Source organism: Echinicola pacifica DSM 19836, from assembly GCF_000373245.1.
Taxonomy (GTDB): Bacteria; Bacteroidota; Bacteroidia; order Cytophagales; family Cyclobacteriaceae; genus Echinicola; species Echinicola pacifica.
In genome coordinates, this window is sequence record NZ_KB890756.1 from 63,364 (window position 1) to 88,919 (window position 25,556).

The 25,556-nt window shown below is 44.6% G+C and carries 20 protein-coding genes; 14 read left to right on the forward strand and 6 right to left on the reverse strand.

The window, feature by feature from the left end; all coding sequences use genetic code 11:
• Positions 1–9: 9 nt before the first annotated feature.
• Positions 10–924, forward strand: coding sequence for a bestrophin family protein (locus B050_RS0117660; RefSeq protein ID WP_018475285.1), 915 nt, complete (start codon positions 10–12; stop codon positions 922–924).
• Positions 925–1,090: 166 nt separating this feature from the next.
• Here B050_RS0117660 and B050_RS0117665 read toward each other — a convergent pair whose 3' ends face one another.
• On the reverse strand, positions 1,091–1,624 hold the full coding sequence (locus B050_RS0117665) for a septal ring lytic transglycosylase RlpA family protein (protein WP_157492884.1): 534 nt from the start codon (positions 1,622–1,624) through the stop codon (positions 1,091–1,093).
• Positions 1,625–1,752: 128 nt separating this feature from the next.
• On the opposite strand from B050_RS0117665, the gene B050_RS0117670 reads away from it, so the two are divergent.
• Positions 1,753–2,982: a metallophosphoesterase family protein gene (locus B050_RS0117670; RefSeq protein WP_018475287.1), complete on the forward strand. Its 1,230-nt coding sequence runs from the start codon at positions 1,753–1,755 to the stop codon at positions 2,980–2,982.
• Complete coding sequence (locus B050_RS0117675) at positions 2,979–6,005, forward strand: AAA family ATPase (RefSeq protein WP_018475288.1); 3,027 nt, start codon at positions 2,979–2,981, stop codon at positions 6,003–6,005. The genes B050_RS0117670 and B050_RS0117675 overlap by 4 nt, the downstream gene beginning before the upstream one ends.
• Before the next feature lie 273 nt (positions 6,006–6,278).
• Here the strand turns inward: B050_RS0117675 and B050_RS0117680 are convergent, their stop codons facing one another.
• A complete protein-coding gene (locus B050_RS0117680; RefSeq protein ID WP_026235989.1) occupies positions 6,279–8,318 on the reverse strand; it encodes an aceric acid hydrolase in 2,040 nt (679 codons plus the stop codon).
• An 819-nt stretch (positions 8,319–9,137) separates the two neighbouring features.
• On the opposite strand from B050_RS0117680, the gene B050_RS0117690 reads away from it, so the two are divergent.
• Entirely contained in the window at positions 9,138–9,722 is a 585-nt protein-coding gene (locus B050_RS0117690; RefSeq protein ID WP_018475291.1) for a hypothetical protein, read from the forward strand.
• An 84-nt stretch (positions 9,723–9,806) separates the two neighbouring features.
• Here B050_RS0117690 and B050_RS0117695 read toward each other — a convergent pair whose 3' ends face one another.
• Complete coding sequence (locus B050_RS0117695; RefSeq protein ID WP_018475292.1) at positions 9,807–10,604, reverse strand: MOSC domain-containing protein; 798 nt, start codon at positions 10,602–10,604, stop codon at positions 9,807–9,809.
• A 696-nt stretch (positions 10,605–11,300) separates the two neighbouring features.
• Positions 11,301–13,091 carry an ABC transporter ATP-binding protein gene (locus tag B050_RS0117705; RefSeq protein ID WP_018475294.1) on the reverse strand — a complete coding sequence of 597 codons (1,791 nt, stop codon included), beginning with the start codon at positions 13,089–13,091 and terminating at the stop codon, positions 11,301–11,303.
• 147 nt (positions 13,092–13,238) lie between these two features.
• Between B050_RS0117705 and B050_RS0117710 the strand changes: the two genes are divergently transcribed.
• The 7 genes from B050_RS0117710 to coaE all read left to right on the forward strand — a co-directional run bounded on the left by B050_RS0117710 (position 13,239) and on the right by coaE (position 18,476).
• Positions 13,239–14,339: a Glu/Leu/Phe/Val family dehydrogenase gene (locus B050_RS0117710; RefSeq protein ID WP_018475295.1), complete on the forward strand. Its 1,101-nt coding sequence runs from the start codon at positions 13,239–13,241 to the stop codon at positions 14,337–14,339.
• Positions 14,340–14,544: 205 nt separating this feature from the next.
• A complete protein-coding gene (gene nusB / locus B050_RS0117715; RefSeq protein ID WP_018475296.1) occupies positions 14,545–15,729 on the forward strand; it encodes a transcription antitermination factor NusB in 1,185 nt (394 codons plus the stop codon).
• Between the two features lie 13 nt (positions 15,730–15,742).
• Complete coding sequence (locus tag B050_RS0117720; protein WP_018475297.1) at positions 15,743–16,045, forward strand: YtxH domain-containing protein; 303 nt, start codon at positions 15,743–15,745, stop codon at positions 16,043–16,045.
• A 13-nt stretch (positions 16,046–16,058) separates the two neighbouring features.
• Complete coding sequence (locus B050_RS0117725; RefSeq protein ID WP_026235990.1) at positions 16,059–16,595, forward strand: DUF1573 domain-containing protein; 537 nt, start codon at positions 16,059–16,061, stop codon at positions 16,593–16,595.
• Between the two features lie 2 nt (positions 16,596–16,597).
• Positions 16,598–16,915: a preprotein translocase subunit YajC gene (gene yajC / locus B050_RS0117730; protein ID WP_026235991.1), complete on the forward strand. Its 318-nt coding sequence runs from the start codon at positions 16,598–16,600 to the stop codon at positions 16,913–16,915.
• Positions 16,916–16,924: 9 nt separating this feature from the next.
• Positions 16,925–17,890, forward strand: coding sequence for a CdaR family protein (locus B050_RS0117735; RefSeq protein WP_018475300.1), 966 nt, complete (start codon positions 16,925–16,927; stop codon positions 17,888–17,890).
• Positions 17,883–18,476 (forward strand): dephospho-CoA kinase, encoded by a 594-nt coding sequence (gene coaE / locus B050_RS0117740; protein ID WP_018475301.1) that lies wholly within the window; start codon positions 17,883–17,885, stop codon positions 18,474–18,476. Before B050_RS0117735 ends, coaE begins: the two co-directional genes overlap by 8 nt.
• A 31-nt stretch (positions 18,477–18,507) precedes the next feature.
• Here coaE and B050_RS0117745 read toward each other — a convergent pair whose 3' ends face one another.
• Complete coding sequence (locus tag B050_RS0117745) at positions 18,508–18,750, reverse strand: hypothetical protein (RefSeq protein WP_018475302.1); 243 nt, start codon at positions 18,748–18,750, stop codon at positions 18,508–18,510.
• A gap of 661 nt (positions 18,751–19,411) precedes the next feature.
• On the opposite strand from B050_RS0117745, the gene B050_RS0117755 reads away from it, so the two are divergent.
• The 3 genes from B050_RS0117755 to atpC all read left to right on the forward strand — a co-directional run bounded on the left by B050_RS0117755 (position 19,412) and on the right by atpC (position 21,987).
• Positions 19,412–19,909 carry a C40 family peptidase gene (locus B050_RS0117755; protein ID WP_018475304.1) on the forward strand — a complete coding sequence of 166 codons (498 nt, stop codon included), beginning with the start codon at positions 19,412–19,414 and terminating at the stop codon, positions 19,907–19,909.
• Positions 19,910–20,144: 235 nt separating this feature from the next.
• Positions 20,145–21,647: a F0F1 ATP synthase subunit beta gene (gene atpD, locus B050_RS0117760; RefSeq protein ID WP_018475305.1), complete on the forward strand. Its 1,503-nt coding sequence runs from the start codon at positions 20,145–20,147 to the stop codon at positions 21,645–21,647.
• Between the two features lie 94 nt (positions 21,648–21,741).
• Positions 21,742–21,987 carry an ATP synthase F1 subunit epsilon gene (gene atpC, locus B050_RS0117765; protein WP_018475306.1) on the forward strand — a complete coding sequence of 82 codons (246 nt, stop codon included), beginning with the start codon at positions 21,742–21,744 and terminating at the stop codon, positions 21,985–21,987.
• 277 nt (positions 21,988–22,264) lie between these two features.
• Here the strand turns inward: atpC and B050_RS0117770 are convergent, their stop codons facing one another.
• The gene (locus B050_RS0117770) at positions 22,265–25,393 is read right to left on the reverse strand and encodes an efflux RND transporter permease subunit (protein ID WP_044202970.1); all 3,129 of its coding nucleotides are present in this window, start codon (positions 25,391–25,393) and stop codon (positions 22,265–22,267) included.
• Positions 25,394–25,556 lie beyond the last annotated feature (163 nt).

The following is a 25,556-nucleotide window of genomic DNA, read 5'->3' on the forward strand; positions in this document are numbered from 1 at the left end:
CCTCCAACGATGATCATCACTCACGAAATCAGGCTAAGCCGAATTGTTCGCGGCACCTGGAAAAACACGATTTTGGTGGCATTCACCTGCTCCATGGCTTATTTTGCCTATTGGCACTTCACTCAGTATCATTTTGAAATGCCCGGCATCATCCCTTCTATCCTGGGTACGGCCTTGGCCTTTTTTATTGGTTTCAATAATAACCAATCCTACGACAGATGGTGGGAAGCGCGCAAGATATGGGGAGTACTTGTCAATAGTTCCCGCACCTGGGCCCGGCTTGTCATCCATCTCCCCAGTGCCAATGAAAAGATCAACGGCCAAAACCTGTTGCTCACCAAAGAATATGCAGTGAAGAGGCATATCGCATTTCTCTATTCGCTGAAAGATAATCTTAGAGGTGAGAAAAGTGATCACTACCAAAAATACCTTATCAAAGCCGACCAGGAGTTAATAAAGGGCGAGGGAAATATCCATAATGCCATCCTTGGATTACAAAATCGGGAACTGAAAAGCTGGAAAAAAGATGGTCTGATCGATGGTTTCGAATTTCTAGAGCTTAATGCAGAACTCACCAAATTTTGTGATGAAATGGGGAAATCAGAACGTATCAAAAACACCGTCTTCCCCACTACTTATAATTATTATACTAAAATGTTCATATGGCTTTTCAATATAGCCTTTACCCTGGCAGTGGCACCGATGGTGGGCTGGCGAGCGATACTTTTTGGCACCATTATAGGCTATGTTTTCCACACCATTCACTTTATTGGGCAGGCCATTATCAACCCCTTTGATCCTATTCCTACGGGCATTCCCTTGGATCAAATCACGAGAACTATCGAAATCAATCTATTGGAGATGATCAAAGAAGAGCACATTCCGGATCCTGTAAGTCCGATAAATGATGAATACATTATGTAAGTGGTGGTCTGGGCGATTTCACTCCTATCTAAAACGTATAAAGCCTGGAGGCAGAATACTTCGACTAGAGCTATAGAGAGTGGTATAGTTGCTTAGGGAATCACCCTATTTCGAGCTAAAAATCCAAGGGTTTCGGTATAATGATGGGAATGCGTGTGGCTAGGGCCTAAAAATTTAAGGATTGGGTTTCTGGAATCAAGTGGGTTAAGGTGAAGATAGTCGAGCTATCCTTTTCCACGATTACGGGGTCTGAGAAATCCCTAAGTCTCATTGTTTCAGGTTTATTATCCTGATAATATCCTCGAAGATCCGCCACAGCAGTGGGCTCAATCAGGCTTATTTGTACTGGAGCAAGCCCCATCTGGATCATCCCTATTTGCTTGGCAGCACCTCTGGCGAGGTCTATTGTTCTTTTGGAGTTTTGAGGAAGGCGATCGTTGATCTTAACTATTACTTCCTTACCGTTCTTTTTGTTGGTCACTCTGACCATGGTCCCAAAGGGCAGGTTTTTATGTGCAGCGGTAAAACCCTCCATATCAAAAACTTCCCCATTGGCGGTACGCCGATTGTGGAAGATCCTTCCGTAATAGCTCGCGACTCCTTCCTGGATCACCAGCGTTGTATCGGTCTGGGGTCCTATCTGGGCACTTACCAGTAAAGGACTCAAAACCAGCATTATAATACAAAGAATATTTCTCATAAGTCAGGGCCTTAACAATTTAAGTGCCAGAATTTCACACTGTCCACTGTAAGGTTTGCTTACCAAATTTTAAGCCCCTAAATTTATTCCTAATTCTCGTAAAGAACAATCTTTTCTTTTCACAAAATATGTTAAAAATCTTACATTCAGCGGATTGGCACTTAGGCAAGCGATTACAGGAGTACCCACGACTGCCGGAGCAGGCGCTAATCTTAGAGGAAATCTGTGAAATTGCAGATCGGGAGCAGGTAGATATGGTCGTATTAGCAGGGGATATTTTTGACACCTTCAATCCTAGCCACGAAGCCGTGGAGCTACTTTACAAAACCCTGAAAAAACTGTCGAATGATGGAAAAAGACCTATTATTGCTATCAGCGGAAACCATGATAGCAATCAATTTGTGAGCGCCCCAAACCCTCTCGCCAAAGAGTTGAGCATCTTTTTTTATAGTCAATACGATCAAGTCTTCCAGAAAGAGACGCTGGACACGGGGATAAGCATAACGGAGGCCGCAGAAGGCTTTGTGGAGCTGAAGCTGCCGAAGTTCGATTTCCCCATCCGAATCATCCTCGCCCCCTATGCCAATGAGGTAAGCCTCAAAACCTACCTCGGAGAAGAGGATAAGGAAGCGGAATTCCGAAAAGTGCTGGGAGAAAAATGGCGTGCTATTGCTGATCGATATTGCGACAGCCAAGGGGTCAATTTATTCATGGCTCACTTCTTCTTCATCAAAGAAGGCGAAAAACCTGAAGAAGAGCCCGAAAGTGAGCGGCCTATCCTTCACGTAGGGGGTACCCAAGCGCTATACAGTCATCTGATCCCTCCACAAATCCAATATGCGGCCTTAGGCCACCTTCATCGCTACCACAGTGTGGATAAAAATCCATGTCCGGTGGTGTATAGCAGCTCGCCCCTATCCTACAGCTTTAGCGAAGCCGAACAAACAAAACAGGTGGTCCTTATCGAAGCCCAACCCAACAGCCCAGTAAATTACCGTCCTATTCCTCTGGTCTCTGGACGGCCCCTTTATCAAAAATCCTTCAACAACCTTGATGAAACCCTCCTATGGTTAAGCGAGAATCCCTATTGCTTTGTGGAAATCGTCTATGAGACGGAGCAGTCCATTGATGCGGAAACACGCAAAAACATCATGAAAGCCCATGATGGCATAGTGAATCTCATCCCGAAACTTATAGGCGATGCTGCTTCCGCCGAAGCTGGATTACGCGCCGAAGACCTGGGTCAGGATATGAACACCCTCTTTGGGCTTTTCTATAAAAGCAGCAAGGGTATGGAGCCCAATGATGACCTAAAAACATTGTTTCAAGAAATATTAGATCAAGACGATAGCCAATGATTCCCTCAAAACTCGAGATAGAAGGACTTTATTCTTATAAAGAAAAGCAAGTTATCGACTTTAGCCAACTCACTGCTGCCGGCCTATTTGGGATTTTTGGGGCGGTGGGAAGTGGCAAATCATCCATATTAGAGGCGATTTTGTTGGCACTATATGGCACCACGGAGAGACTCGCCAGCAAGGGTGAAAAAAACAGCATGGTCAATCTGCAAAGCCAGGCCATCAGTGTCAACTTTGAATTTAAGGCGGGGAAAAACAATTCAGGAACTTTTAAGGCCAGCTATCTGGCCAAAAGAAATAGCAAGAACTTCGACGAAGTCCGTCCAGCTACTCACACCTTTTATGAATGGCAGCAAGGCAACTGGGCACCAATAGATAGAGATGGGGAGCAAATCATTGGCATGAAAATGACGCATTTTCGCCAAACGGTGATCATTCCTCAGGGGAAATTCCGGGAATTCATCGAGCTGAAGCCCAAAGATCGAGCTGTGATGATGCAGGAGCTATTTGGCCTTGATCGCTTTGATCTCTCCCATCGCACGGCCAAGCTTCTAGGGATCACCAAGGAGCACCGACTAAGGTTAGCTACCCAGCTGGAGGCGCTCATCGATATTCATCCCGAAAGCCTGGCAGAAGCCAGATCCGCCCTTGCCACACTCAATGAACAAAAAGCAGCCCTTTCCTCTCAAATAAAAACCCAGGAAGTGGCTCTTCGAAAAGCAGAAAGTGTCAAGGAAAAAGCTGAGGAACTTCAAAACTTAAAAGCCAAAAAGCAGCAGCTCGATCTGCTAGCCGAGCAAATGCGAGAAAAATCGCATACCCTCAGGATATTCCAAAAAGCCCTTACCCATCTCAAACCATTGCTCGATCAGCTTCATGACCTAGAGTCTGAGCATGAGAAATATAAGGTCAGTGTAGCCGAATGTGAGCGATTCAAAGAAAATGCTCAGCTAAGTGTGGAGGAAAAACTGAGCCTATATCAAAAAAAAGCCGAGGAATATAAAAGCAAAGGGGATAAGGAGGCACGCATTCGCGACCTGCATCATATTAAATCCCTCAACCAACTGCATACGGATCAGCAGTCTATCCACCAGCAGCTGGAAGCGGCACAGAATCATATGCTGGGTCATAGCCAAACACAGCAAAAGCTAGAAACGACTATCGAGCAGCTGGAGCAGGCACTCGATCGCCTACAACCACTGAGCAGCAGTGAAATGGCTACACTTGAGACTGCCGTAATGGAGCTTCGGCAACTGGGGCGCCAGATTAAGGATTCTGAGGCAAAAAATGCCGACTACCTACATCAAGAGGCACAGTTTAAAGAGCAGCAGCGGGGTATCTTGCAGCAGCAGGGACTGGAGGCGCCACTATTTGATCAAAGCCTGAGCCAGTATAAGGATCAGCTGAGCAACGGAGAAATTGGTAGGGATAAATTAATTCAGCAGAAGGGGCTATTCATCTATGTCCAAGCTCTCAGGGATGGGGAGCCCTGTCCACTTTGCGGCGCGGATCATCACCCAGACCCACTAGCAGCACACTTCTCAGAAGAGAGTCTGCTCGAGCAGGAAAACCTTCTGCAGGGTCTTCATCAAAGCATGGATACGCTAAGGAAAGCCCAGCAGCAATATGAAAAGCTTGAGCTTCACCTCAGAAATATAGAAAACCTTCAAGAGCAAAGTCAAGCTGAATATAAGCGGCAGCAAGCTCGGCAGCAGGAGATCTATTCTCAACTTCAGCTAGGCACAGACCTCGACACTATAATTAATAAATTGGAAGAGGCGAAAGTACTGGCAAATAAGGTAACAGAATATGACAGTCAGTTGAAGAAAGCCAGGGAGGCCCTTAAGAACCACCTATCGCAGAATGAGCAGCAGCAAAAGCTTACCCAGGAGCTGGACCAGCGTCACAGGGAATATCAAACCAGGATATCTTCGAAGATTCAAGAAATTAGTTACCCGGATTTATTAGAGAAATACCGCGGACAGTCGGCGGAGAAGATTGATACGGATATTGCCAGGGTAAGGGAGTACCTCGAACAGCTGGAGGTATCAGTACCTCGTGCATTGGATGCTTATCATGATGCCAAGGAAAAGCAAACCACCAATCTGGCCAATTTGCAGACTTATACGGGTAGGCTGAAAGAGGTGAAAGTTAAGCTTTCCGACCTCGATGAGTCCATCGTTTCTGCCTTGGAAGAGCAGGGGATCAAAGACCTGGATACGGCGAATAGGCTGCTGCAGCGGCAGGCGGAAATGGAAGGCCTGGAGGAGGAGATTCAGCAGTATTTACGTGTAATGGACCTCACCAAGAGCAAAATAGAGGAGCTTTCTGCTCATCCCGATGTACTTGCTTTTGACCCGAAAGGCTATGCCGCAAGTCTTCAGCAGTATCAAACGATTCGTCAAGACCTCGACCAGGTGCTATCAAGCTTATCTGTAGCCGAAAAAAAGGTCAAAGACATCACTGAGCAGCTTAAAAAGAAGGCCGAACTGACTAGGGAGCTAAATAAGGTGGAAGATCGTGAGACCAATTTAAAAGAGCTGGACCGGCTTTTTCATGGTCGGGGATTTGTGAAATACGTCTCCAATATCTACCTCAAGGAGCTTATCCAAACAGCCAATATACGCTTTATGAAGCTCTCCAAAAACAGGCTAAGCATGGAAGTGGATGAGTCCAATACCTTCTGGGTGCAGGACCATCTCAATGGGGGCAAAAGGCGACTCCTAAAGACCCTTTCGGGTGGACAAACCTTCCAAGCCTCGCTATGTCTAGCCTTGGCGCTGGCTGAGAAGGTAAAATCCCTAAACCGGGCAGAGCAAAGTTTCTTCTTCCTTGACGAAGGATTTGGAGCATTGGATAGAAATTCCCTGAGAACGGTCTTTGAGACCCTGAAAGCCCTGCGCCATGAGCAGCGAATCGTGGGCATCATCTCCCACGTGGAAGACCTCCAGCAGGAAGTCGGCGTCTATGCTCAGGTGGATCTGGATCCCGAAAAAGGCAGTCAGGTTTCCTATTCCTACTAGTCCAGAAACTACGACGCTATTTTTAACGACCTTGGCTCTAGCCAACACCTTCCAACTAGGAAATCATCCTGATAGCATACGCGCTATTTCAGGATGATTTCTTAATTCTGCTACCCCTATTATTCAAGCCTAACCTTCTTATCTCGCCTAGTTTTGCCCAAAGGGAATGAGGCCCTCCTCTGACCAAGTTATATGGCATTATTCTCTTGGCACCTGAAATAGAAAGCTCGGATGAAAAACCAGTCCAGGCTCTTGTCTATGCTGTTAACCTTATTATTTCTGATCATAAGGAAGCCAAACCATCATTTCTCCCTGACCTCTATTTGCCCAGCTAAAATAAGGCACCAAGCGTAGGGGGGCTTTTTGGTAATCTCCCTTCCCTACGGCCCTATAGAGTTGTTTTTCCCAAATGGAAGAGTCCTTATAATGGGCTTCACCTTCCAAGGCCATGAGGCTAGCGCCACCAATTGTAAAAGCAGCTGGTTCTAGCTTTTCATTTAGGGAAAGGATGATATCATCCACGGTTTTCCCTGATGGAAGATCCATGGATTCCACACAATACACGATGGGGCCACGTTTTACCGCTGCTTGTCCTCTGGCCTGCTCCACCAGCGGATTGGCTTCCAAATACCTCACTGGCATAGGCAATCTTATTTCAATCTGATCCCCCTCATCCCACCTTCGATTAATCTCCAGGTAGCCACTTTTTATTTCTCGAGCATCATGATCCTCTCCATTGATCTGTACTGTGATTTGGTCTGCCCATTCGGGGATTCTCAGGAAAATCGAAAAGGCCTTGGATGCAGCTTTTTCCACGGTCAGATTTACATTTTCTTTCCAAGGGTATTCTGTCCGCTGACTTAGACGAATGGATTCGCCGCTTCGCAGATCTGTTTCCAGCACATTGGCACCATATAGATGCACATATACACCTCCCTCAGAGGTACTGTAGGCATAGTTTGATACTTCTGCGAGCGTACGGCTGACATTGGGCGCACAGCAGTTGGACAGTGCGATATAACCTTCCCTTTCATTGGGCCATCTGAGCTGATAAGGGAGATCATTTTTGGCACTTAGAGGATTGGTATAGAAGAATTCTGTACCCTCCAGGCTGATGCCTGATAGAATGCTATTATATAAGGTAAGCTCGATAATATCGGCATACTTGGATTCGGCGGTGAGCTGCAGCATACGCCAGTTCCACAGAAGATGGCCAATATTTGCGCAAGTCTCATTATGAGCGGCTGCTTGGGGAAGCTGAAAAGGTTTACCATAAGCTTGGTGTATTTTCTGCACCAAGGCAGGATTGTACGAGGTACCATCGGGAGAGACCCCGTCGTATAAGGCACCGCAACCACCCGTCACGTACATTTTGCGATAGACAACATCTTCCCAGATGGCCTTTAAATTATCGAGGAGCTTTTGCTCCCCTGTTTCGGCATAGAGGTCTGCCACACCCGCATAGAGGTAATTTGCCCTTACGGCATGCCCCATCGCCTCGGTCTGCTCCCTGAAGGGCCGCCGATCCTGATTGTCATCTGTTCCATCAGCAGTCGTTCCTCGAATATCAATTAGGTTTTGGGCCAGCTCCAAATACCGCGGGTCTCTGGTGCTCCGGTACATCTCCACCACCCCCATATAGTGGCTGGGACAGATCGCATTCCTCGCCAGCTCCGGACTGGCTTCCTTATAGAAATCATATAGAAAATCCGCCACGCCCCTGGCAATGGTAAGGAAGGAATCTTTTCCTGTGGCTCTATAATGCACACAAGCGGCAGTCATCAAATGCCCCATATTATATTTTTCAAAGCCCAACTGTCTCTGGAGCTCCTCCGCGCCCAAGGTTCCCCAGCGCTCTTCTATAAGTACCGGGGTATGAATATAGCCATCGGCTCTTTGGGCCTCCGCTATCAAGGCGATGGCCTCATCCATCTGCTGGTCCAAGACTGGATCAGCAGTCTCTGCATACAAAGCCGCAAGTCCCTCAAACACCTTATAAAAATCCCCATCATGAAAACTCGGCCCATCGTGCTTTCCCTTGATCCTTCCCGCCGCAATCTCAAAATTCATAACGGCATGATTGATTTGATCATCATGATATAAGTCCCACATAAATGGCGCTGTTTTCTCTTTATTTACCCGAAGGATATCTGCCCAAAAACCATCTGTCCACTTTACATCCTGCATATTGACTCCTCTAAGCATTGCATGAGGGCTCTGCGAGAGATCCACCAAAGCGGTATTTTGAGCACTCAGCTCCGTATAGCCTAGCAGGGCTAATGCGGTGAAGCTCATCGTTTTTATTAGATTCATGGTATCTTGAGTTTTTGCTTTTCACTATAATTTCTTTTGCCAAAGGCCAATTCACCCGCCGCATGCTCTTTTCTTCCAAGGAACAGTCCAGCCTATTGGGTTGGCGGAATTCAGCTTTCCTCTCCTACACTTCCTGCCAGCTCTTATCAGCAGGACACCATCTGAAAGGGCCTAGCCTTTATATGAAAATGACCTACTGTGTCCTCCATTTTCTTAAGGCATCGTTTCTGAAGCCTTTTGATCGACGCCTAGCAATGTGGAGAATACTCACATAGTCTCAAGCTGGCGGGCTGAGCAGGGAAAATTCTGGAAAGGCTCTTCCATGAAATTAGTGAATGGCGGGGGATCAGCCTTCCTGTGCTATGCTGATCATGTCAGATTTAGGACTTCCAAAGCTTTGATGACCCAAAAGTCAGAGCAAACTGTGGAAAAAGAAGGAGAGGTAAAAACAATGCAATCGTTTTCTATAAAAACAGAATATTATGCCCAAAAAATATTTTTGAAAATTATTAACAAAATAAAATTTCGAAATAAGGTATTTCGTAGAAACTTTTAAATAAATAAGGAGTTTCCAGGATGAGAGTGTTAAGCGAAGGGGGTAAATACAGAATACTTAAACATTCAGTGCATATTTTACGAAATCGTTAACCATGAATATTTTTTATTGAATATTTGGCAAATTAAACAATCGTGTAGTACATTTGTAGAGTGATCAATGATCAACAAGCAAACAAACACCCAAAGTAATTAAGCTCAAGCCTGGAGGCCAATCGCCAAAGGGTAATTTAAGAAATCAAAAACTTATTAAACTTTCTAGTTATGAGATTAATTATTGCAACTCTAGTAGCGTTTTGTATTTCAGTAAGTACTTTCGCGAAAACCGGATCTGATCTGGACGAAAAAACAGTAAAATTTGAAAAAGTAGGCGACAAAAAAGTGGAGCTGAAATTCATGGCAGTACCAAGCGGAAAAGTTCTGGTACGTATCAAAGACGAAAACAGCTCAGTAATCTATAAGGACATCATCTCTAGCGATAAGCTATTCGCTAAGAAATATGATCTTTCAGCTCTTAAGGATGGAGAATACAATTTCGAAGTATTCACTCCAGAGCAAGGTACTATCCAAAACACTAACCTATTCGTAGGTGCTAAGAAGTCTAAAGCAGACTACTTCACCAAGGTAAAAGTACTTGACGAAAACAATATTGCTTTTCTAGTAAAGGCTTCTGACGACTCTAAAAAATACGTTAGGATCATTGACAATGGAAATGTAATTTTCGAAGACAGCTTTGTAGGCGAGAAATTTGGTAAAGTATTTAAGTTCGAAAAAGTAAGTTCTCTTAAGGATCTAGTATTCGAAGTAAGAAACGAAGATGGACAAGGCGAGTATATCTCAGCTCTTTAATCCACCAATACATTCAAAAAAAGGGTTTCATTATGATGAAACCCTTTTTTTTATGCCTTATATTTTTTCCTATGATGGGGTGGCCTATAGAATCGGCTGCACGGTGTCGCCGATTTGCACCGTTCCTGTTTGCAAGGCGAGAAGGTTTTGGCCGAATAGGATTTTCTTATTTATGAGCCTATAGCCAGCCAAGGTTTTGAGGGGTTCCTTCCCTTTTTCGGCCGTATCCTGATCGATGGTGGTCAGCACACAGCGTGCACAAGGCTTGGTCACCTTGAGATGTACCTCACCTATTCTAAGTTCTTTCCAGCGATCTTCTTCAAAAGCTTCTGTACCCGAAACCACAATATTGGGTCGAAATCTATTCATGGGGACAGGCTGATCTAGGCGTCCATTGAGGTCATCCAAGGAAGCCTGACTGATAAGAAGATAGGGCATGGCATCAGCGAAACTCACCGACTCATCGTTTACCGCATACTTTGGGTCCACCGCTCGGGGGCCTGAGTCTGGCATCCTTACCAGCCTGCACTTCATCTCTAATCGTTCCGAAAACCATGAATCAGCCTCGCTACTTACCGCATTTGCAATTAACTGATCGTCCCAGACCTGCACCTTAAGCTGCTCCTCAGCGAAAAGCTGAAATGGAATCCTCAGTGGCTCAGCCTCTGCATTTTTATGACGAACAATTAATTCATCTCGCCCTATTTCTACTTGCAGCAAGGCCATTTGAGGCAGGCTCCTTTGGGTCATGAATTTATTGGTCTCATCCACCAACATCCAACGTCTATCGAGTGAAAAGCCCATTATCTCAATTTCGGCAGATTCCAACCTAATCCCAGCCAGGGATTTTATTGGATATATATAAAGATCCTGTATCAGCATGCTCAATGTTTTCTTCTAAATTAATACTTGAACCCCAAAAAGTATAGGATTGCTGAATAAGTTTGCTGGAATAAAAACGGTCAATGGCCAGGCCTATAAATTCTACTCATCCAATAAGTCCTTTACAGCCAAATGTACCGATACAGACTGAGTCTAGGATGATTCGATGGAGAAGTATATAAAGCTCATCATTCAAAAAACACGCCTTTTACAAAAAACAGATTAAATAGCGCTGTGCCTAGGGCATTCAGGCGTACCTATTCAGGGAATTAATACGATGTGTATGAGGTATTTGATTTGAATTAAGGGATTTTGCAGAGGTATAATATAAATCGAAGGCAGGAACATATTCAAACCCTGAATTACCTTCCGCCGCATTTACAATTAAAATAATGGCATCAGTGATATCTTATCGGGTAACACCTTAATGACTTTGGCCTGAAAGGCCCTAGAATCATCGGGAAGGCTGGGGTACTCCCAACCGGAAAAAAGAAAGGATACCAGAAACCCCAATAAAACCACCAAAAGCCATCTTAGACGTTCATTATTCTGAAAAGCTCTCATTTATCACAGTATTAAAGTCAAAATGGTCTCCTCCAAAAATCAGGTAAGAGGAGCTCCTATACTTTTATAGATGCGTAAGACAGGCAAAAGGTTGCATGAGTCAATAATAAACGAGAAAAAAATCTTGTGGAATTAATTTTCCATGGATTCTCCTGCCTGAGTCTGCTTTTCATACAGTTCTGCATAGGTGCCTTTCTGCTCCATCAGCTCTTCATGTGATCCTTCTTCCACCACTACACCATCATCCAGAACAATGATTTTATTGGCGAGCTTGGCACTGGAGACCCGGTGGGAGATCACAATGGAGGTACGGCCTTGCATTATTCCCTTGAGGGCATTGAGGATTACATTTTCGGTTTTGGTATCCACCGCCGACAGACAGTCATCCAGCAGTAAGATGGAAGGATCTTTAGCGATGGCACGGGCAATAGAAACACGCTGTTTCTGCCCCCCGCTGAGGGTAATACCACGCTCTCCCAGTCGGGTATCAAATCCAGCAGGAAAATCTTTGATATTCTGATAAACATCAGCATCTCTTGCGGCTTGCTCCACCACCTCCTGGGGAATATGGTCAAGGCCAAAGCCAATATTATTGGAAATGGAGTCGCTGAATAGGAATACGTCCTGAGGCACATAGCCGATATTATCCCTGAGGTGAGAGATATCGTAAGCTTTGATATCATGGCCATCGATGGCGATATCTCCGGTGGAGGCATCGTACATTCTCATTAGAAGGTTGGCAATGGTGGATTTTCCTGAGCCAGTAGTACCGATTACCGCTAATGAATCCCCTTTCTCGATGGAGAAGGTAATGTCTTTCAAAGCCTTAATGCCAGAATCCGGGTACACAAAAGACACCTTGTCAAAGTGAATCCCACCTGTAATAGGGCTGGTAAGATCCTCCGTGCTTTGGATAGGGTTTTTCTCATCCAGAAATTCATTGATCCGGGTCTGGGAGGCGGCTGCTCGCTGCACGATGCTGGTGATCCATCCCAGGGAAGTCACGGGCCAAGTCAGCATATTGACATATAAGATAAACTCAGCGATCACCCCATATCCAATGGCCCCTTCGATCACCTGCATGCCGCCGACATAGACCGTCACGATGGTACTCACGCCGATCAGGCCCATGATCAGCGGAAAAAACAAGGCCTGGACTTTGGTAAGGCTGATGGATTTATCCTTATAATTCTCACTTGCCGCCGCAAAATTCTGACTACTGTCTTCCTCTCGTACGAAAGCCTTCAGTACGCGAATGCCTGAAAATGACTCCTGCACAAAGGTACTCAGTTCCGATAAGCTTCGCTGAATCTTCTCAGAGCGCTCATTTATCATATTATTGACAATATAAATACTCACGGATAAGACCGGAAGAGGGAGCAGGGAATAGATAGTAAGGGGGACATTGACAGTGAGCATATAGCCGATCACCAGCGGGAAAAGCACTAGGAGGTTTAGCCCATACATCAGCGCAGGGCCAAAGTACATCCTTACCCTACCTACATCCTCGGTGATTCGTGCCATGAGGTCACCTGTGCTATTTTGTCGGTAAAAACTCAGTGGAAGTTTCTGGTAATGCTCAAAAATCTCATTTTTCAGGTCATATTCTATATGCCTGGACATCACGATAATGGTCTGACGGATGAGAAAGAGGAAAAAACCTCTGAGCAAGGCCATCACGAGGATAAGCACGCCAAAGACGAATATAAAATCGAGAAAAGCACCTCTAATGGCCTCAGCATCGCCCCCTTGCTCAAACATTTGGTAGAAGCTAAAGCTTTCTACTACATAGTCAATCGCCACTCGAACCAGTTGAGCGGGGATAATCACAAATATATTTGAGATGACAGTAAATAAGAATCCAAGCAGCAGGTATCCTTTGTATTTGTAGAGGTATTTATTTAATCGCCAGAGTGAGCTCACAAAATAAAAATTTTAAAATCGTTAATTTTGTTTTATAATAATCCTTTTATTAGCTTTACAGAGGTGTTGTTTAGAATTAAATTCTTAACTCACTCTTCCATCTAAAGTCTTACCCAAATATAACACAATCTAAACATCAAAGTTCAAATGATAGAGGTTAAAACGGAGGAAAAAGTAAAAGAAGCGGGGATCTATGGACAGATCACCACTTTAGGCCACGAGCAGTTGGTCATGTGTTATGATGAGCCTACCGGCTTAAAGGCACTTATCGGAATTCACAATACGGTCTTAGGCCCTGCATTGGGAGGCACGAGAATGTGGCATTATACGTCTGAGCAGGATGCGATCACAGATGTACTGCGACTTTCCAGAGGCATGACCTTCAAAGCGGCCATTTCCGGTCTAAATATTGGCGGTGGAAAGGCCGTGATCATTGGCGATCCAAAGCTTAAGAACGAAGCATTTCTAAGGAGATTTGGTCGATTTGTAGAGAGTCTTGGCGGCCGATATATCACCGCAGAAGATGTAAATATGAAAACCAGCGATATGGAATATATCGCTATGGAGACCAAGCACGTCACTGGCCTGCCCGAGAATAAGGGCGGCGGCGGAGATCCTTCTCCTGTCACGGCTTTTGGCGCCTACCTAGGCATGAAAGCAGCAGCATATAAGGCTTATGGATCAGATTCTTTGGAAGGCAAGACGATTGCCGTACAGGGCATAGGTCAGGTGGGAAGACACTTGATCGACCACCTCACCAAAGAAGGTGCTAAGGTCATCATCACGGATATCTACGAAGACCGCTTAAAGGAAGTCGCCTCCAAAACAGGCGCCAAGGTGGTATCTCCAGAGGACATCTATGATGTACCGATGGACATCTATGCTCCATGTGCACTAGGAGCCACTGTAAATGACTATACACTCTCCAAGCTAAAATGTGACGTCATCGCTGGCGCCGCAAACAATCAGCTGCAGGATGAAGAGATTCACGGCAAGGCGGTACTGGACAGAGGCATCATCTATGCACCAGACTTCCTGATCAATGCCGGTGGCCTGATCAATGTATATGCAGAGCATCTTGGTGGATACAATCGTGAAACGGCCTATCAGCAGGCCGAAAAGATATATGACACCTGTCTGGCTATCCTCAATAAGTCAGAAAGAGAGCAAATCCCGGCCCAACAGGCGGCGATTGAGCTTGCGTGGAGCAGAATCCAGGCCATCAGCAAGGTGAAATCCTCCTTCTAGGAGAAGCCCGGCCTAGAGGGTACTCTATAAGCTGGCGACAGAATTGCAGAAAAAATTAAATTAGATCCCAAAAACCAAATGTAATGGATGATAAAATCCGTGCATTTGGTTTTTTTATTTAATAACTTTGCAGCGTTAACCAAGAAAAAAAATCCCGCCCCACCCTAGGCCGGGACATCATACTACGTTCTTTTAAATTCAGGTAATGTTAAACAGACGAATACTCAGAGTAAAGGCCTTTCAGAATCTGTACGCCTATGAGCAGTGCAAGGCTTCCAACCTCAACCTTGCAAAAGACTATGTCAGAGAGGCTTTCCAGCCAGATCTCAACAGCATGGAAGTACAGGACAAACCACAGCTTCGCAAGGATGCTGAGCATACGATTGCCCTATTCTCTTCCAACCTGAACAACAAAACGCTGGTAGCTTCCGGGGACTATCCTACCAAGGTAAAGTCCGAGGCCATCAAAGCCATCAACTTATTTCATCAAAAGAATCTCAGAGATCTTGAGTTCCAGAAGGACAATATGATCTCCGCTGCGGAAGCTCTTCCTAAGCTTTACCTCAATGCTATCCATATCCTTATCGGCTTCAGTCATCACGTACGTGACGAGTATGAGCGCAAGCGTAAGCTTAGCCAATTGGCCGTAACCGGTCATATCGGAGAGCTCAATCTAGCACATAATAAAGCTCTTCAGATCATCGAAAATGCCCCTAATTTCAGGAGTGCGAGCATACGGTATCATGCGGGCACGGAAGATATGGAACTAGATGTGCAAGATTGGTATAGGGATTACGTTAAAAACTGGGAGCCGTATCAGGAATACCTTAAGATCGAAAACCCTAGTTTGGAGGAAGACTTAGGGATTTTGTTAAACATTACTAAGAAAATCACGTTCAAAAACGAAGCCACGCTGAGCTATTTTACCGAAAATGACCTTGGCTGGACAGAAGATAAGGCAGTCGTGCGTAGCTTAGCGGTGAAAGCCCTAAAAAACGTACTTGAGGTGACAGAAACTGAGGAATATGAACTTCCTGAAATCGCCATAAACTGGGAAGAGGATAAGGAATTTTTCCAAAATATCTTTAACTTGACTGTTGAAAACGACGATATAAATAGAAAGCTGATTGGTGACAAAACCAAGAATTGGGACATCGAAAGGGTAGCCTCTACGGATAAGATAATCATCTCTATGGCCTTGACCGAAATGATGTTTTTCCCCAGTATCCCTGTAAAAGTTACCATCAATGAGTATATTGATATTTCTAAAACATACAGTACCCCCAAAAGCAAGCAATTTGTGAATGGACTACTGGATGTATTGGCAAAAGAACTGGAAGATCAAGGTAAAATCCGCAAGAGCGGCAGAGGGCTTTTAGATAACAAATAACCATTATTTAATTATGAGCAAACAAAGTAATTCCATTTTAGCTTTTGTATTAGGTGCTGGCGTAGGTGCTGCACTCGGTGTGCTTTTTGCACCAGATTCTGGCAATAATACCAGAGACAAGCTCTCCTACCAATTGAGTAAATATAAAGCTGAGCTTGAAGACATTATCAATGACCTGATGGAAGGCAAAGACCTCCCTATGAACGAGGCCAAGTCAGAAGGCAAGAAGGTCATCACTGAAGCCAAGACCAAAGCAGAAAACTTGCTAAGTGACGTCAATAAGCTTATCGATCAGATAAATAATGATGCAAACTAATTTTAATTTAGCTATGAAATACATATCACTACCTGCAATGCTAATTGCAGGTTCTCTTTTTGTAAGCAGTTGCGAAAGTAAAAACAACGAGAAGATTGCAGAACTAGAGCAGAAAATCTCTGAGCTAGAGCAAACGCAGTCCAGCCAGACGGCTCCTCCTTCCAATGTGCAGAGCGTGGCGAAAATCGACGCTTCCACCTTGGGCAAATTTGATTTTAAGGAAACGGAGTTTGATTTCGGTACCATCGACCAAGGAAAAGTGGTGGAGCATGAATTTAAATTTACCAATAATGGTCAATCTCCATTGGTCATTTCTAATGTACAGGCGAGCTGTGGATGTACCACTCCTGCATGGTCCAAGACCCCTGTAAAACCAGGTGAGGATGGCTTCATCAAGGTGAAATTCAATTCGGCAAACAAATCAGGTGCTCAAAGCCCTACCGTGACGATCACCGCCAACACCTCTCCAAGCATCACTAGAGTCAAACTAAAAGGAACAGTAAACACTAATTCTACTGCCAGCAACGCTGTTGGCCCAGTGAAAAGATAATTATGACAAACAGTATTTTATTACAAGCAATGGGTGCCGGTGGAGGCATCATGGGACAAGTATTCCTTTTTGGTGGCATCATCCTGATCATGTACTTTTTTATGATCAGACCTCAGCAAAAAAAGCAAAAAGATGCTAAAAACTTTCTTGAATCCATCAAAAAAGGAGATATCGTAGTCACTATCGGTGGTATCCACGGTAGGGTTTATTCCTTAGAAGACGATGCCGTTATCCTTGATCTTGACAAAGGCGTAAAAATCAAAGTAGAAAAATCAGCCATTTCTGCCGAGTTTTCCAAAAAATCCACTGGCACTAAATAAACCAGAGATTTGAAAAGATTTCAAAAATATTTCGGGAATTTCAAAAAGAAAAAAACATCCGACATCAAAGTGGTGGTTCTATGTGTAATAGCAGCCACCACTTTTTGGGTTTTGAACGCACTCAATAAAGACAACTATGTCACCGTCGTAAACTACCCCATCGCATTCCAGTACAATGCCCAGGAATATATGGCTATCGAGGAGCTCCCCTCCGAAGTGCGCATAGAAATCAACGGCAACGGCTGGGATCTTTTTAGGAAATACTTCAATGTGAATGTTAGCCCATTCATCATCGAACTCTCCAATCCTGACGAACAAAACTTCCTCCCTTCCACGGCTTTTCGAAGAAGCCTGAACGAGGTACTTTCCCCAACAGACTTAGTCAGTATTCTTACCGATACCCTCAAATTTGAAATCAACAAAATCATCACTGCTCAGGTGGACCTGGAGCTGGACACCACGAGTTTTGAGGTGGCAGCACATCATAAACTAGTGGGCCCCATCAGCCTCTCCCCGCAAACGGTGGAGGTAAAAGGCCCTTCGAGCAAAATAAAACAACTAGGCAGCAGCCTCTTCATTAGCTTAGAAGGAACAAAAATCGATGAGGATTATAATCAATACGTCCCCATCGTCCTTCCTGAGGTTCAGAAGAAATACCTAAGCATCAGCCCACAAACCGTCAATATCAACTTTGAGGTGATTGCCTTCCTGGAAGGAAATAAAAGGCTGAAACTTCAGAAAAAACACTTCCCCAAAGACGTCCATCTGGACAATGAGATCAACTCTGTATTACTTAAGTACCGTGTGGATGAACGAAGAGTGGAGGACTTGAAAGACTTGGAATTAGAGGGGATTTTAGATTATAGGAATAGAAACAAAAAAGATAGCACGGTTTCTATTGAGATAAATAATCTTCCAGAATATATCGAATCAATTTCCATGGAACCTAAGGTCTTTCGACTTGTCTATGAATAAATCACTTTTGATAGGGATAACTGGGGGAATAGGCGCGGGCAAATCCACCGTAGCCAGGGTATTCGCCCTTCTTGGCATTCCGATTTATTACGCCGATGACCGCGCAAAATGGCTGATGGGAAACGCTCCTGAGCTCAAGCAGCAGATTATAGCCGCTTTTGGGGAAGAATCTTATTTGCCTGAAGGCAGCTTAAACCGATCTTTCCTGGCCGAACAGGTATTTTCCAATCCCGAAAAAACGACAGTCATCAATGGGCTAGTCCATCCCGCAGTCAAAGCGGACTTCGAATCATGGGCAGAAAAGCAAGACAGCCCCTATGTACTAAAAGAAGCGGCCCTGCTAGTAGAAACAGGTGCCTATAAAGACCTCGATAAGCTCATCACGGTGACCGCGCCACAGGAGGTACGCATCAGTAGAGTCCTACAGCGCGACCCGCAGCGCTCCAGGGAGCAGGTGCTCAGCATCATGGATAAGCAATCTTCAGACAGTAAAAAAAACAAGCTTGCGGACTTCATCGTCACCAACACGGAGGATCGATTACTCATCCCACAAGTGCTCCGTATTCACGAGCAACTCAGTTCCTAGAAGCATTCCTTAAGCTAAGGATTCTTTCAGATTATATCTTGAGATCGATCTGGTCAAGGTAAAACTTCATGCGCGTATGGCTGAGGTTCAAAAAGTCAATTTTATCGATCTTGTCCAGTTTATGATTATAAAACACCTCAATATATTCGTTTTCGAGAAGGTATAAGTTCACCTTATGACCGTAATACCGAATTCCCACCACAAAAGTACCTTCCGTGTAGAGTTTCCGTATTTTCTTATGCAAAGGTAAATTCTTAAAATCTTCTCTGGTCATTCAATCCTATTTGGTCTGTGGGTAATTAAAATAGAGATAAGCAGTTGCCTGCCCTTCAAGGGTGAAAGCGCCCTTAAGTGAGTGTCCTAAACAGGCCAGCCCATTAGGGTGCTCGATAGCACAGTCATTATAACCGAACTTGTGGGCAGCAAGTTTCAGTAAATGTACAATTTTGCGCATTCAAATTGGAAAATCTTTTTGGTCTAATCTAATTATTAGCCATCCATCTACGGAGCATCAATTACTAAGTACTGATAACTTTTAGGGACTTCTTAAATTTATTAGCCCCAAATCCTGCTAATCGCAAAAGAAAGTATAAGGGCTCAAGCTATCCATTTAGGCTGGTCAGGAAATAGCGTAGCGCAAAACAGTAGTTTTTGGATTCATACCAGCTATACAATGACTGAGAGATTTGAAACTGCAAAAGACCTCGAGGGGGAAATCCCTGTGTCATTTCAAGCCTAAAATTCTCTCCACGCAAAAAGTTACTGTAAAATGCTTCCCAAGGCCGGATCCTTATCTGTATTGCAGAGAATTCCATTATAATCAGGCTGCAGGATTTTGGTACTTGGAGATTACTTAAGTATTATTGGGGGTAAATAAGTCCATGGATAAAGATGGGTTTTAGCACGGCTAATTCCTGGTTTGATATCACAACGAAATGAATATAAGTCAGATAAACGCAAGTAAGTATTGCCATTGGGGCAGGTTTTTCCTCATTTTTATCCTTACCGCAAGTCTCGCCTCCTGCTCAGCATCCAAGAAAGCCCACAAAAAAAACGTCAATAAGGTCATTCAGACGGCGAAGACTTACCGAGGGACTCCCTATCGCTATGGAGGCACCAGTCGTGCGGGAATGGATTGCTCCGCTTTGCTGTATTTATCCTTCGAAAGTGTGGGCATACAGCTTCCTAGAACCTCTGAGGCTCAGAGTAAGGTGGGCAAGAATGTCCCGAAAGGCAAGTTAGTAGAGGGAGATGTGGTATTTTTTGCCACGGGCAAGCGAAAGAACAAGGTGACCCATGCGGGAATAGTGACAGAAATTGGGAGAAATGGCATACAGTTTATCCATTCGTCTTCCTCCTTGGGAGTGACAGAGGACAATTTATACAATACCTATTGGCATCCACGATTTGTGCGGGCGCGGAGGTATTTTTGAGAGAAGAAGGGAGAGGAAGGCTATGGAATTGGTAAATATACCTCAGAAAAGGGCGGGAAAAAGTGGCAGAAAGTCCAAAATCTGGAAGGTCTAGGTGCTTCTGAGTGAAAACCTTAACAAATTCTGCAATAAAGCAGATTAATTTTTGAAACATCCTTTGGTATTAATCTTTATTAGTTAATTTTGCATTCGAATAATAGTAATGCATTAATTCCTTTTACATTAATACACAAAAATGGCGAATACTGGTAAGATAACGCAGGTAATTGGCCCCGTAGTAGATATTTCATTCGAAGGGGGAAGATTACCTAATATCCTAGACGCACTCGAAATCACCAAAGAGAACGGTCAAAAAGTAGTACTAGAGGTTCAGCAGCACCTCGGTGAAGACCGTGTTAGAACAATTGCTATGGATTCCTCTGAGGGATTGGTTCGAGGCATGAAAGTAGTTGATTTGGGCACTCCGATCTCTGTTCCTACGGGAGAGGGCATCAAGGGTCGATTGTTTAATGTGGTAGGTGAACCTATTGACGGACTTCCGGAGATAGAGTCAACCCATAGACTACCTATTCACCGTTCAGCACCTAAATTCGAAGATCTATCGACTTCGACTGAGGTACTATACACAGGGATCAAAGTTATTGACTTGATCGAGCCATATGCAAAAGGTGGTAAGATTGGTCTTTTCGGTGGTGCTGGTGTTGGTAAAACTGTATTGATTCAGGAATTGATCAACAATATTGCGAAAGCATATTCTGGTCTATCGGTATTTGCTGGTGTGGGTGAGAGAACCCGTGAGGGGAATGACCTATTGAGGGAGATGATTGAGTCTGGCATTGTAACTTATGGAGATGACTTCGTGGAGTCTCTTGAGAAAGAAGGCGGATGGGATCTATCCAAAGTAGATATGACCAAGCTTAAAGATTCAAAAGCGACCTTCGTATTTGGACAGATGAATGAGCCTCCTGGAGCCCGTGCTCGAGTGGCCCTTACCGGACTTACGCTTGCGGAATACTACCGTGACGGAGAAGGTGATGGCGCAGGTAAAGACATCCTGTTCTTTATTGACAATATTTTCAGATTTACCCAGGCAGGTTCTGAGGTATCCGCCCTTCTAGGTCGTATGCCATCTGCGGTAGGTTACCAGCCAACCTTGGCTACAGAAATGGGTGCCATGCAGGAGAGAATTACCTCTACCAAAAATGGTTCCATTACTTCCGTGCAGGCCGTTTATGTACCTGCGGATGATTTGACTGATCCGGCTCCAGCGACCACTTTCGCTCACTTGGATGCCACTACAGTACTTTCCCGTAAGATCGCCGAGCTAGGTATTTACCCAGCAGTGGATCCTCTGGATTCTACTTCCAGAATCTTGGAACCAGGTATCTTGGGTTCTGAGCACTATGATTGTGCTACTAACGTAAAAGAATTACTTCAGAGATATAAAGAACTTCAGGATATCATTGCCATCCTTGGGATGGAAGAGCTTTCTGATGATGATAAATTGGTGGTTCACAGAGCCAGAAGAGTTCAGCGTTTCCTTTCTCAGCCGTTCCACGTTGCTGAGCAGTTTACTGGACTTAAGGGTGTGTTGGTTGATATCAAAGACACCATCAAAGGCTTTAATATGATCATGGACGGTGAACTTGATCACCTTCCTGAAGCAGCATTTAACCTGGTAGGTAGCATCGATGATGCCATTGCTAAAGGTGAGAAAATGCTTGCTGAAGTTAAATAATTAAAACCTGCCCACAAGCAGGCCTACAAATCACAGGGTAAAAGCCTATTCGTCAGCTTTTCCCTGTGATTTTTAACACCAAACTAGCAGCAATATGCATTTAGAAATCATAACACCGGACAAGAAGGTATTTCAAGGTGAAGTGCAACAAGCTACCTTCCCAGGTGCTTCTGGCGCTTTTCAGGTATTGAAAAACCACGCTCCTCTCGTATCTGCGCTAGCCAAAGGCACTGTAACCTATACCACCAATGACGGTGTGCAGTCTCTAGTGGTAGATGGCGGTGTAGTGGAAGTAAGAGAAAATGAAATCATCCTGCTTGCCGAAAAAGTAGTCGATTGATTAAACAATATTATTCTTATATTAAAGCGGACCTCATCGTCCGCTTTTTTTTTGCCTGATCCAATCTCCTCCCTATCAAAACACCTAAGCCTAGGTCTCCACTCCATCTTATTTAACAAGTCGGCTACTCAGCTCACCTCGATTAGCTTGAGGAGAAGTACCGTATTTATTGGTGATGCCTTATCAGAGACCGATCTTATGGCTACCTAGCTCAAATCCAAGCCTAACAAAGTGCTGTTCATCCCCTGCCCTTAGTGCCAGAATCCTTTATATACCACTAATGATTATGCTGAATCGTCTTACTTCCGGCCCTATTATTTCTCCATAGGAATACAGGAAGCGCCAGGAATACCCCCACCATACTGAATAGCAAGCCTCCAATGGTACCGATGGCAAGGGAAAACCAAAACACCTCGTTTTGTCCCTCCATAATAAATGGAATCAGACCAAAGCAGGTGGACATTACCGTCAGCAGAATAGGAATGGACTTACCCACCACTGCCCTTATTACGTCCTTATTATAATTTGCGGAAGTGCCCCTATTATTTAGGTCATTGACAATGAATATTGCTGCATTCACCGCCAGTCCACCCAACATCACAAAGGCCGCATAGCCTCCCTGATCAAAATAGAAGTTGAAAACTGAGAAGATCAAAAATAATCCAATAAAAGCCAGCGGTATCACCGCAATGATATAAAAAGGCTGCTTGAGGTTTTCGAATAAAATGGAACAAATAAAGTAGATCGCCACGATCAACACCAGCAATAAAGCATACTGCCTCCTTGCATTTTCCTTACCCCAATAGAAATTTTGCGTCTCTGCAGTATAGCCTATAGGCATATTGGATTTCATCTCTTCAAGCACGGAATTCAGATATTCTTCCCCAAACTTTTGCGAGCCCAGGTATTCAAAGGACACCCTCCGGATATACTGTCTGTCTTCCTTGTGCAGGGAATTGGTGGTGACCTCCTTGGTCAGCTCAGCAAATTCTGCCACCTTAAAAATTTGATCTTCTCCACCGATCAAACTGGAATTGGTCAGGTCAAACCGCGAAAAATCCTTAGCTTTTTTTTCTCTCACCACCAGTCCATAGCTCGCATCATTCCAATTGACATAGCTGCTGGGTCCTGAGGGCTGCGAAAGATCCTGCAGGGCCCTGATTACCTCATATTGATTGACTCCCTTGAGAGCCATCTGCTCCTGATCAAACCGCAGGACAAATTCTTCACTGTTTTTCTGATCATAGCCCAGACGCTCATTGATATTTACCTCTTGAATACGCTTATGCACCAGAAGCTTCTCCGCCAATAGATCCGCTTGCTTTTCTAGCTCATCAAAATTATAACCCTTCATCATCACCGTATAAGAGGGAATGCTATTGCCGCCAGGCCCAGCATAAAAACCCTGACCCACGCCATAAATAGTCCAACTGGCACCACTCCAGTCGGAGGCTTTCAACGATAGCCGACCTTTCAGTTGATACGGAAACGCCATATTCTCATATTGATCCTTGAAGGTGATAGAGATATTGGCTCTCTCGCCTGAGGACACATTACTGACGAACTTATCCACCCCATCAAGGCCTTTCAGAAATCCCTCAAATTCCCGAACTATAAAATCCATTTGATCAAGGGTATTTCCATAAGGTAGGCGGATATTCACATATAGCCGGGTCTGGGCCGTCTCCCGGTAGCCAGATTTCTCATATACCCCACGCACAAACATCCTCAGCGAACCACCCAGGGCCTTGTCCACATAGGGCCGGATATTCTCCTGATAGCTAGTACTTCCTATACTTTTATTGTACCATTCATGGCCTTCCCACTTGGCAGGAAGGTAGAATACCGGAAGACCAAAACCAATAATCAGCGCCCATACAAACCAGGCTCTGCGCCTGGCTACAAACTGGATCAGGATATAATAGCGCGTAAACCAGATGACCCTCCGCCTCAGCTGCCGTATGCTGAGCCTGCGCCCAGCTAGCGTGGACTGGGGGAAGAGCAACTGATAAATGGCTGGGGTAAATAGCAATGCGACCAATAAGGAAACCGCCAGCATCACGGCTACCACTACCGCGAAGTCCACGAGATTTTTCTGATCTTCTTCGGGTAATAAAAACACCATCAGCAAGGCCACAATGGTGGTAATCGATGCCGCCAATAGCGCGAGAAAAACCTTCCTATTCCGGTGCTTATGCAAATGGTCTATCATCACAATGGCATTGTCCACGATCAGACCAAAGGAAATCGTCAGCCCTGCAATGCTATACAAATGCAATCGGGTGCCCAAGGCGTATAGAATGATGGCTGTCAGGCTAAGATTGATCACTATCCCTAAGAACAATACCGTCAAATACCTCCAATTTCTATTGATCAGAAAGATGAAAATCACCAATATCAATATGGATAGACCTGAGCGCTGGTATATTTTATCCAGCTCCTGCATGAGGTATTTAGTATCGTCCTGCTCCAGACGTACATCATAGCCAGCGGGCAGAAAAGCGCTTGCTTCAGCCATGACCTTTTTGACATTTTGTGCCAAAACCACCTTATTTACCCCCTCTCGGGAGAGGATGCTTAGTGTGACCGAGTTATTGCCATTGATTCTATAATACCTCGTGGACATCGCCTCCTCTAAGGTAAGGCGGGCCAGGTCCCTCAAAAAAACCTCCTTGCCCTCCACCTTAGTGACCATGAGATTTTCGAGCTGCGAGAGATCCGACATCGAACGATCCACCTTGATAAATAAGCTCTCCCCCTGATGGTTTATCGCCATCCCCGGATAGCTCGTGTCAAAAGCCTGAGAAATCACCTGCACCAGATCACTGCGGGTCAGACCATAACGCTGCAATTTGCTAATATCATAAGCAATATATAACTGCAAATCTGTGGCTCCATACACTTGAATATCCTCAATCTCATCAAAGGGAATCAACTTGGTTTTGAGATAATCCTCCGTTATCTTTTTGATTTCGAAAGCCGCAAAAGGGGCATTAATACTATATTCCAATATGGGCGGCTCCTGTCTGTCCTGACTCGACTGATAGATAGAAGGATAGCGGACCTTCTGATCCAGCGAGGGATAAAGCTGCCGTATGAGAGCGGCAAGCTCAAACTTCTTGAACTCCATATCGGTATCCTTATCGAAATACAAGGTGACCCTTCCAAAATCATAGGAAGATACAGACTCTATTTTCTTAAGGTCTGCCAGCTGACTGAATAAGCCCTCAAAAGGGGCCGTGGCAAGCTTCTCCACCAAATCCGGAGAAGAATTATGGACAGAATAAGTAACCGATAGCACCGGCTGCTCCTCCCGTGGATTGAGCTCCACCGACAGCTTGGGCACCAAGGCAAAACCTATAATGGCCAATGCAAAAAAAGATATGACGATCCTAAATGAACTCAAATCCTATTACATTTTTCGTAAAACATCACTGCTCCTATTCATCTCTTATTTTCTTAATTTCCTCTTTTTAGTCTTATTTCTTTGAGCCTCCGGCTCAAAATCATAAATAGAAGAAACGACAATTTGCCTAACTAGCCTGATCCATTTTATATACAGCACTACT

Excerpts from the sequence above, each read along its gene's own strand:
- B050_RS0117660 (WP_018475285.1), top strand. The coding sequence starts at position 10 with ATGATCATCACTCACGAAATCAGGCTAAGCCGAATTGTTCGCGGCACC.
- B050_RS0117665 (WP_157492884.1), bottom strand. The coding sequence starts at position 1,624 with ATGAGAAATATTCTTTGTATTATAATGCTGGTTTTGAGTCCTTTACTG.
- B050_RS0117670 (WP_018475287.1), top strand. The coding sequence starts at position 1,753 with ATGTTAAAAATCTTACATTCAGCGGATTGGCACTTAGGCAAGCGATTA.
- B050_RS0117675 (WP_018475288.1), top strand. The coding sequence starts at position 2,979 with ATGATTCCCTCAAAACTCGAGATAGAAGGACTTTATTCTTATAAAGAA.
- B050_RS0117680 (WP_026235989.1), bottom strand. The coding sequence starts at position 8,318 with ATGAATCTAATAAAAACGATGAGCTTCACCGCATTAGCCCTGCTAGGC.
- B050_RS0117690 (WP_018475291.1), top strand. The coding sequence starts at position 9,138 with ATGAGATTAATTATTGCAACTCTAGTAGCGTTTTGTATTTCAGTAAGT.
- B050_RS0117695 (WP_018475292.1), bottom strand. The coding sequence starts at position 10,604 with ATGCTGATACAGGATCTTTATATATATCCAATAAAATCCCTGGCTGGG.
- B050_RS0117710 (WP_018475295.1), top strand. The coding sequence starts at position 13,239 with ATGATAGAGGTTAAAACGGAGGAAAAAGTAAAAGAAGCGGGGATCTAT.
- nusB (WP_018475296.1), top strand. The coding sequence starts at position 14,545 with ATGTTAAACAGACGAATACTCAGAGTAAAGGCCTTTCAGAATCTGTAC.
- B050_RS0117720 (WP_018475297.1), top strand. The coding sequence starts at position 15,743 with ATGAGCAAACAAAGTAATTCCATTTTAGCTTTTGTATTAGGTGCTGGC.
- B050_RS0117725 (WP_026235990.1), top strand. The coding sequence starts at position 16,059 with ATGAAATACATATCACTACCTGCAATGCTAATTGCAGGTTCTCTTTTT.
- yajC (WP_026235991.1), top strand. The coding sequence starts at position 16,598 with ATGACAAACAGTATTTTATTACAAGCAATGGGTGCCGGTGGAGGCATC.
- coaE (WP_018475301.1), top strand. The coding sequence starts at position 17,883 with ATGAATAAATCACTTTTGATAGGGATAACTGGGGGAATAGGCGCGGGC.
- B050_RS0117745 (WP_018475302.1), bottom strand. The coding sequence starts at position 18,750 with ATGACCAGAGAAGATTTTAAGAATTTACCTTTGCATAAGAAAATACGG.
- B050_RS0117755 (WP_018475304.1), top strand. The coding sequence starts at position 19,412 with ATGAATATAAGTCAGATAAACGCAAGTAAGTATTGCCATTGGGGCAGG.
- atpD (WP_018475305.1), top strand. The coding sequence starts at position 20,145 with ATGGCGAATACTGGTAAGATAACGCAGGTAATTGGCCCCGTAGTAGAT.
- atpC (WP_018475306.1), top strand. The coding sequence starts at position 21,742 with ATGCATTTAGAAATCATAACACCGGACAAGAAGGTATTTCAAGGTGAA.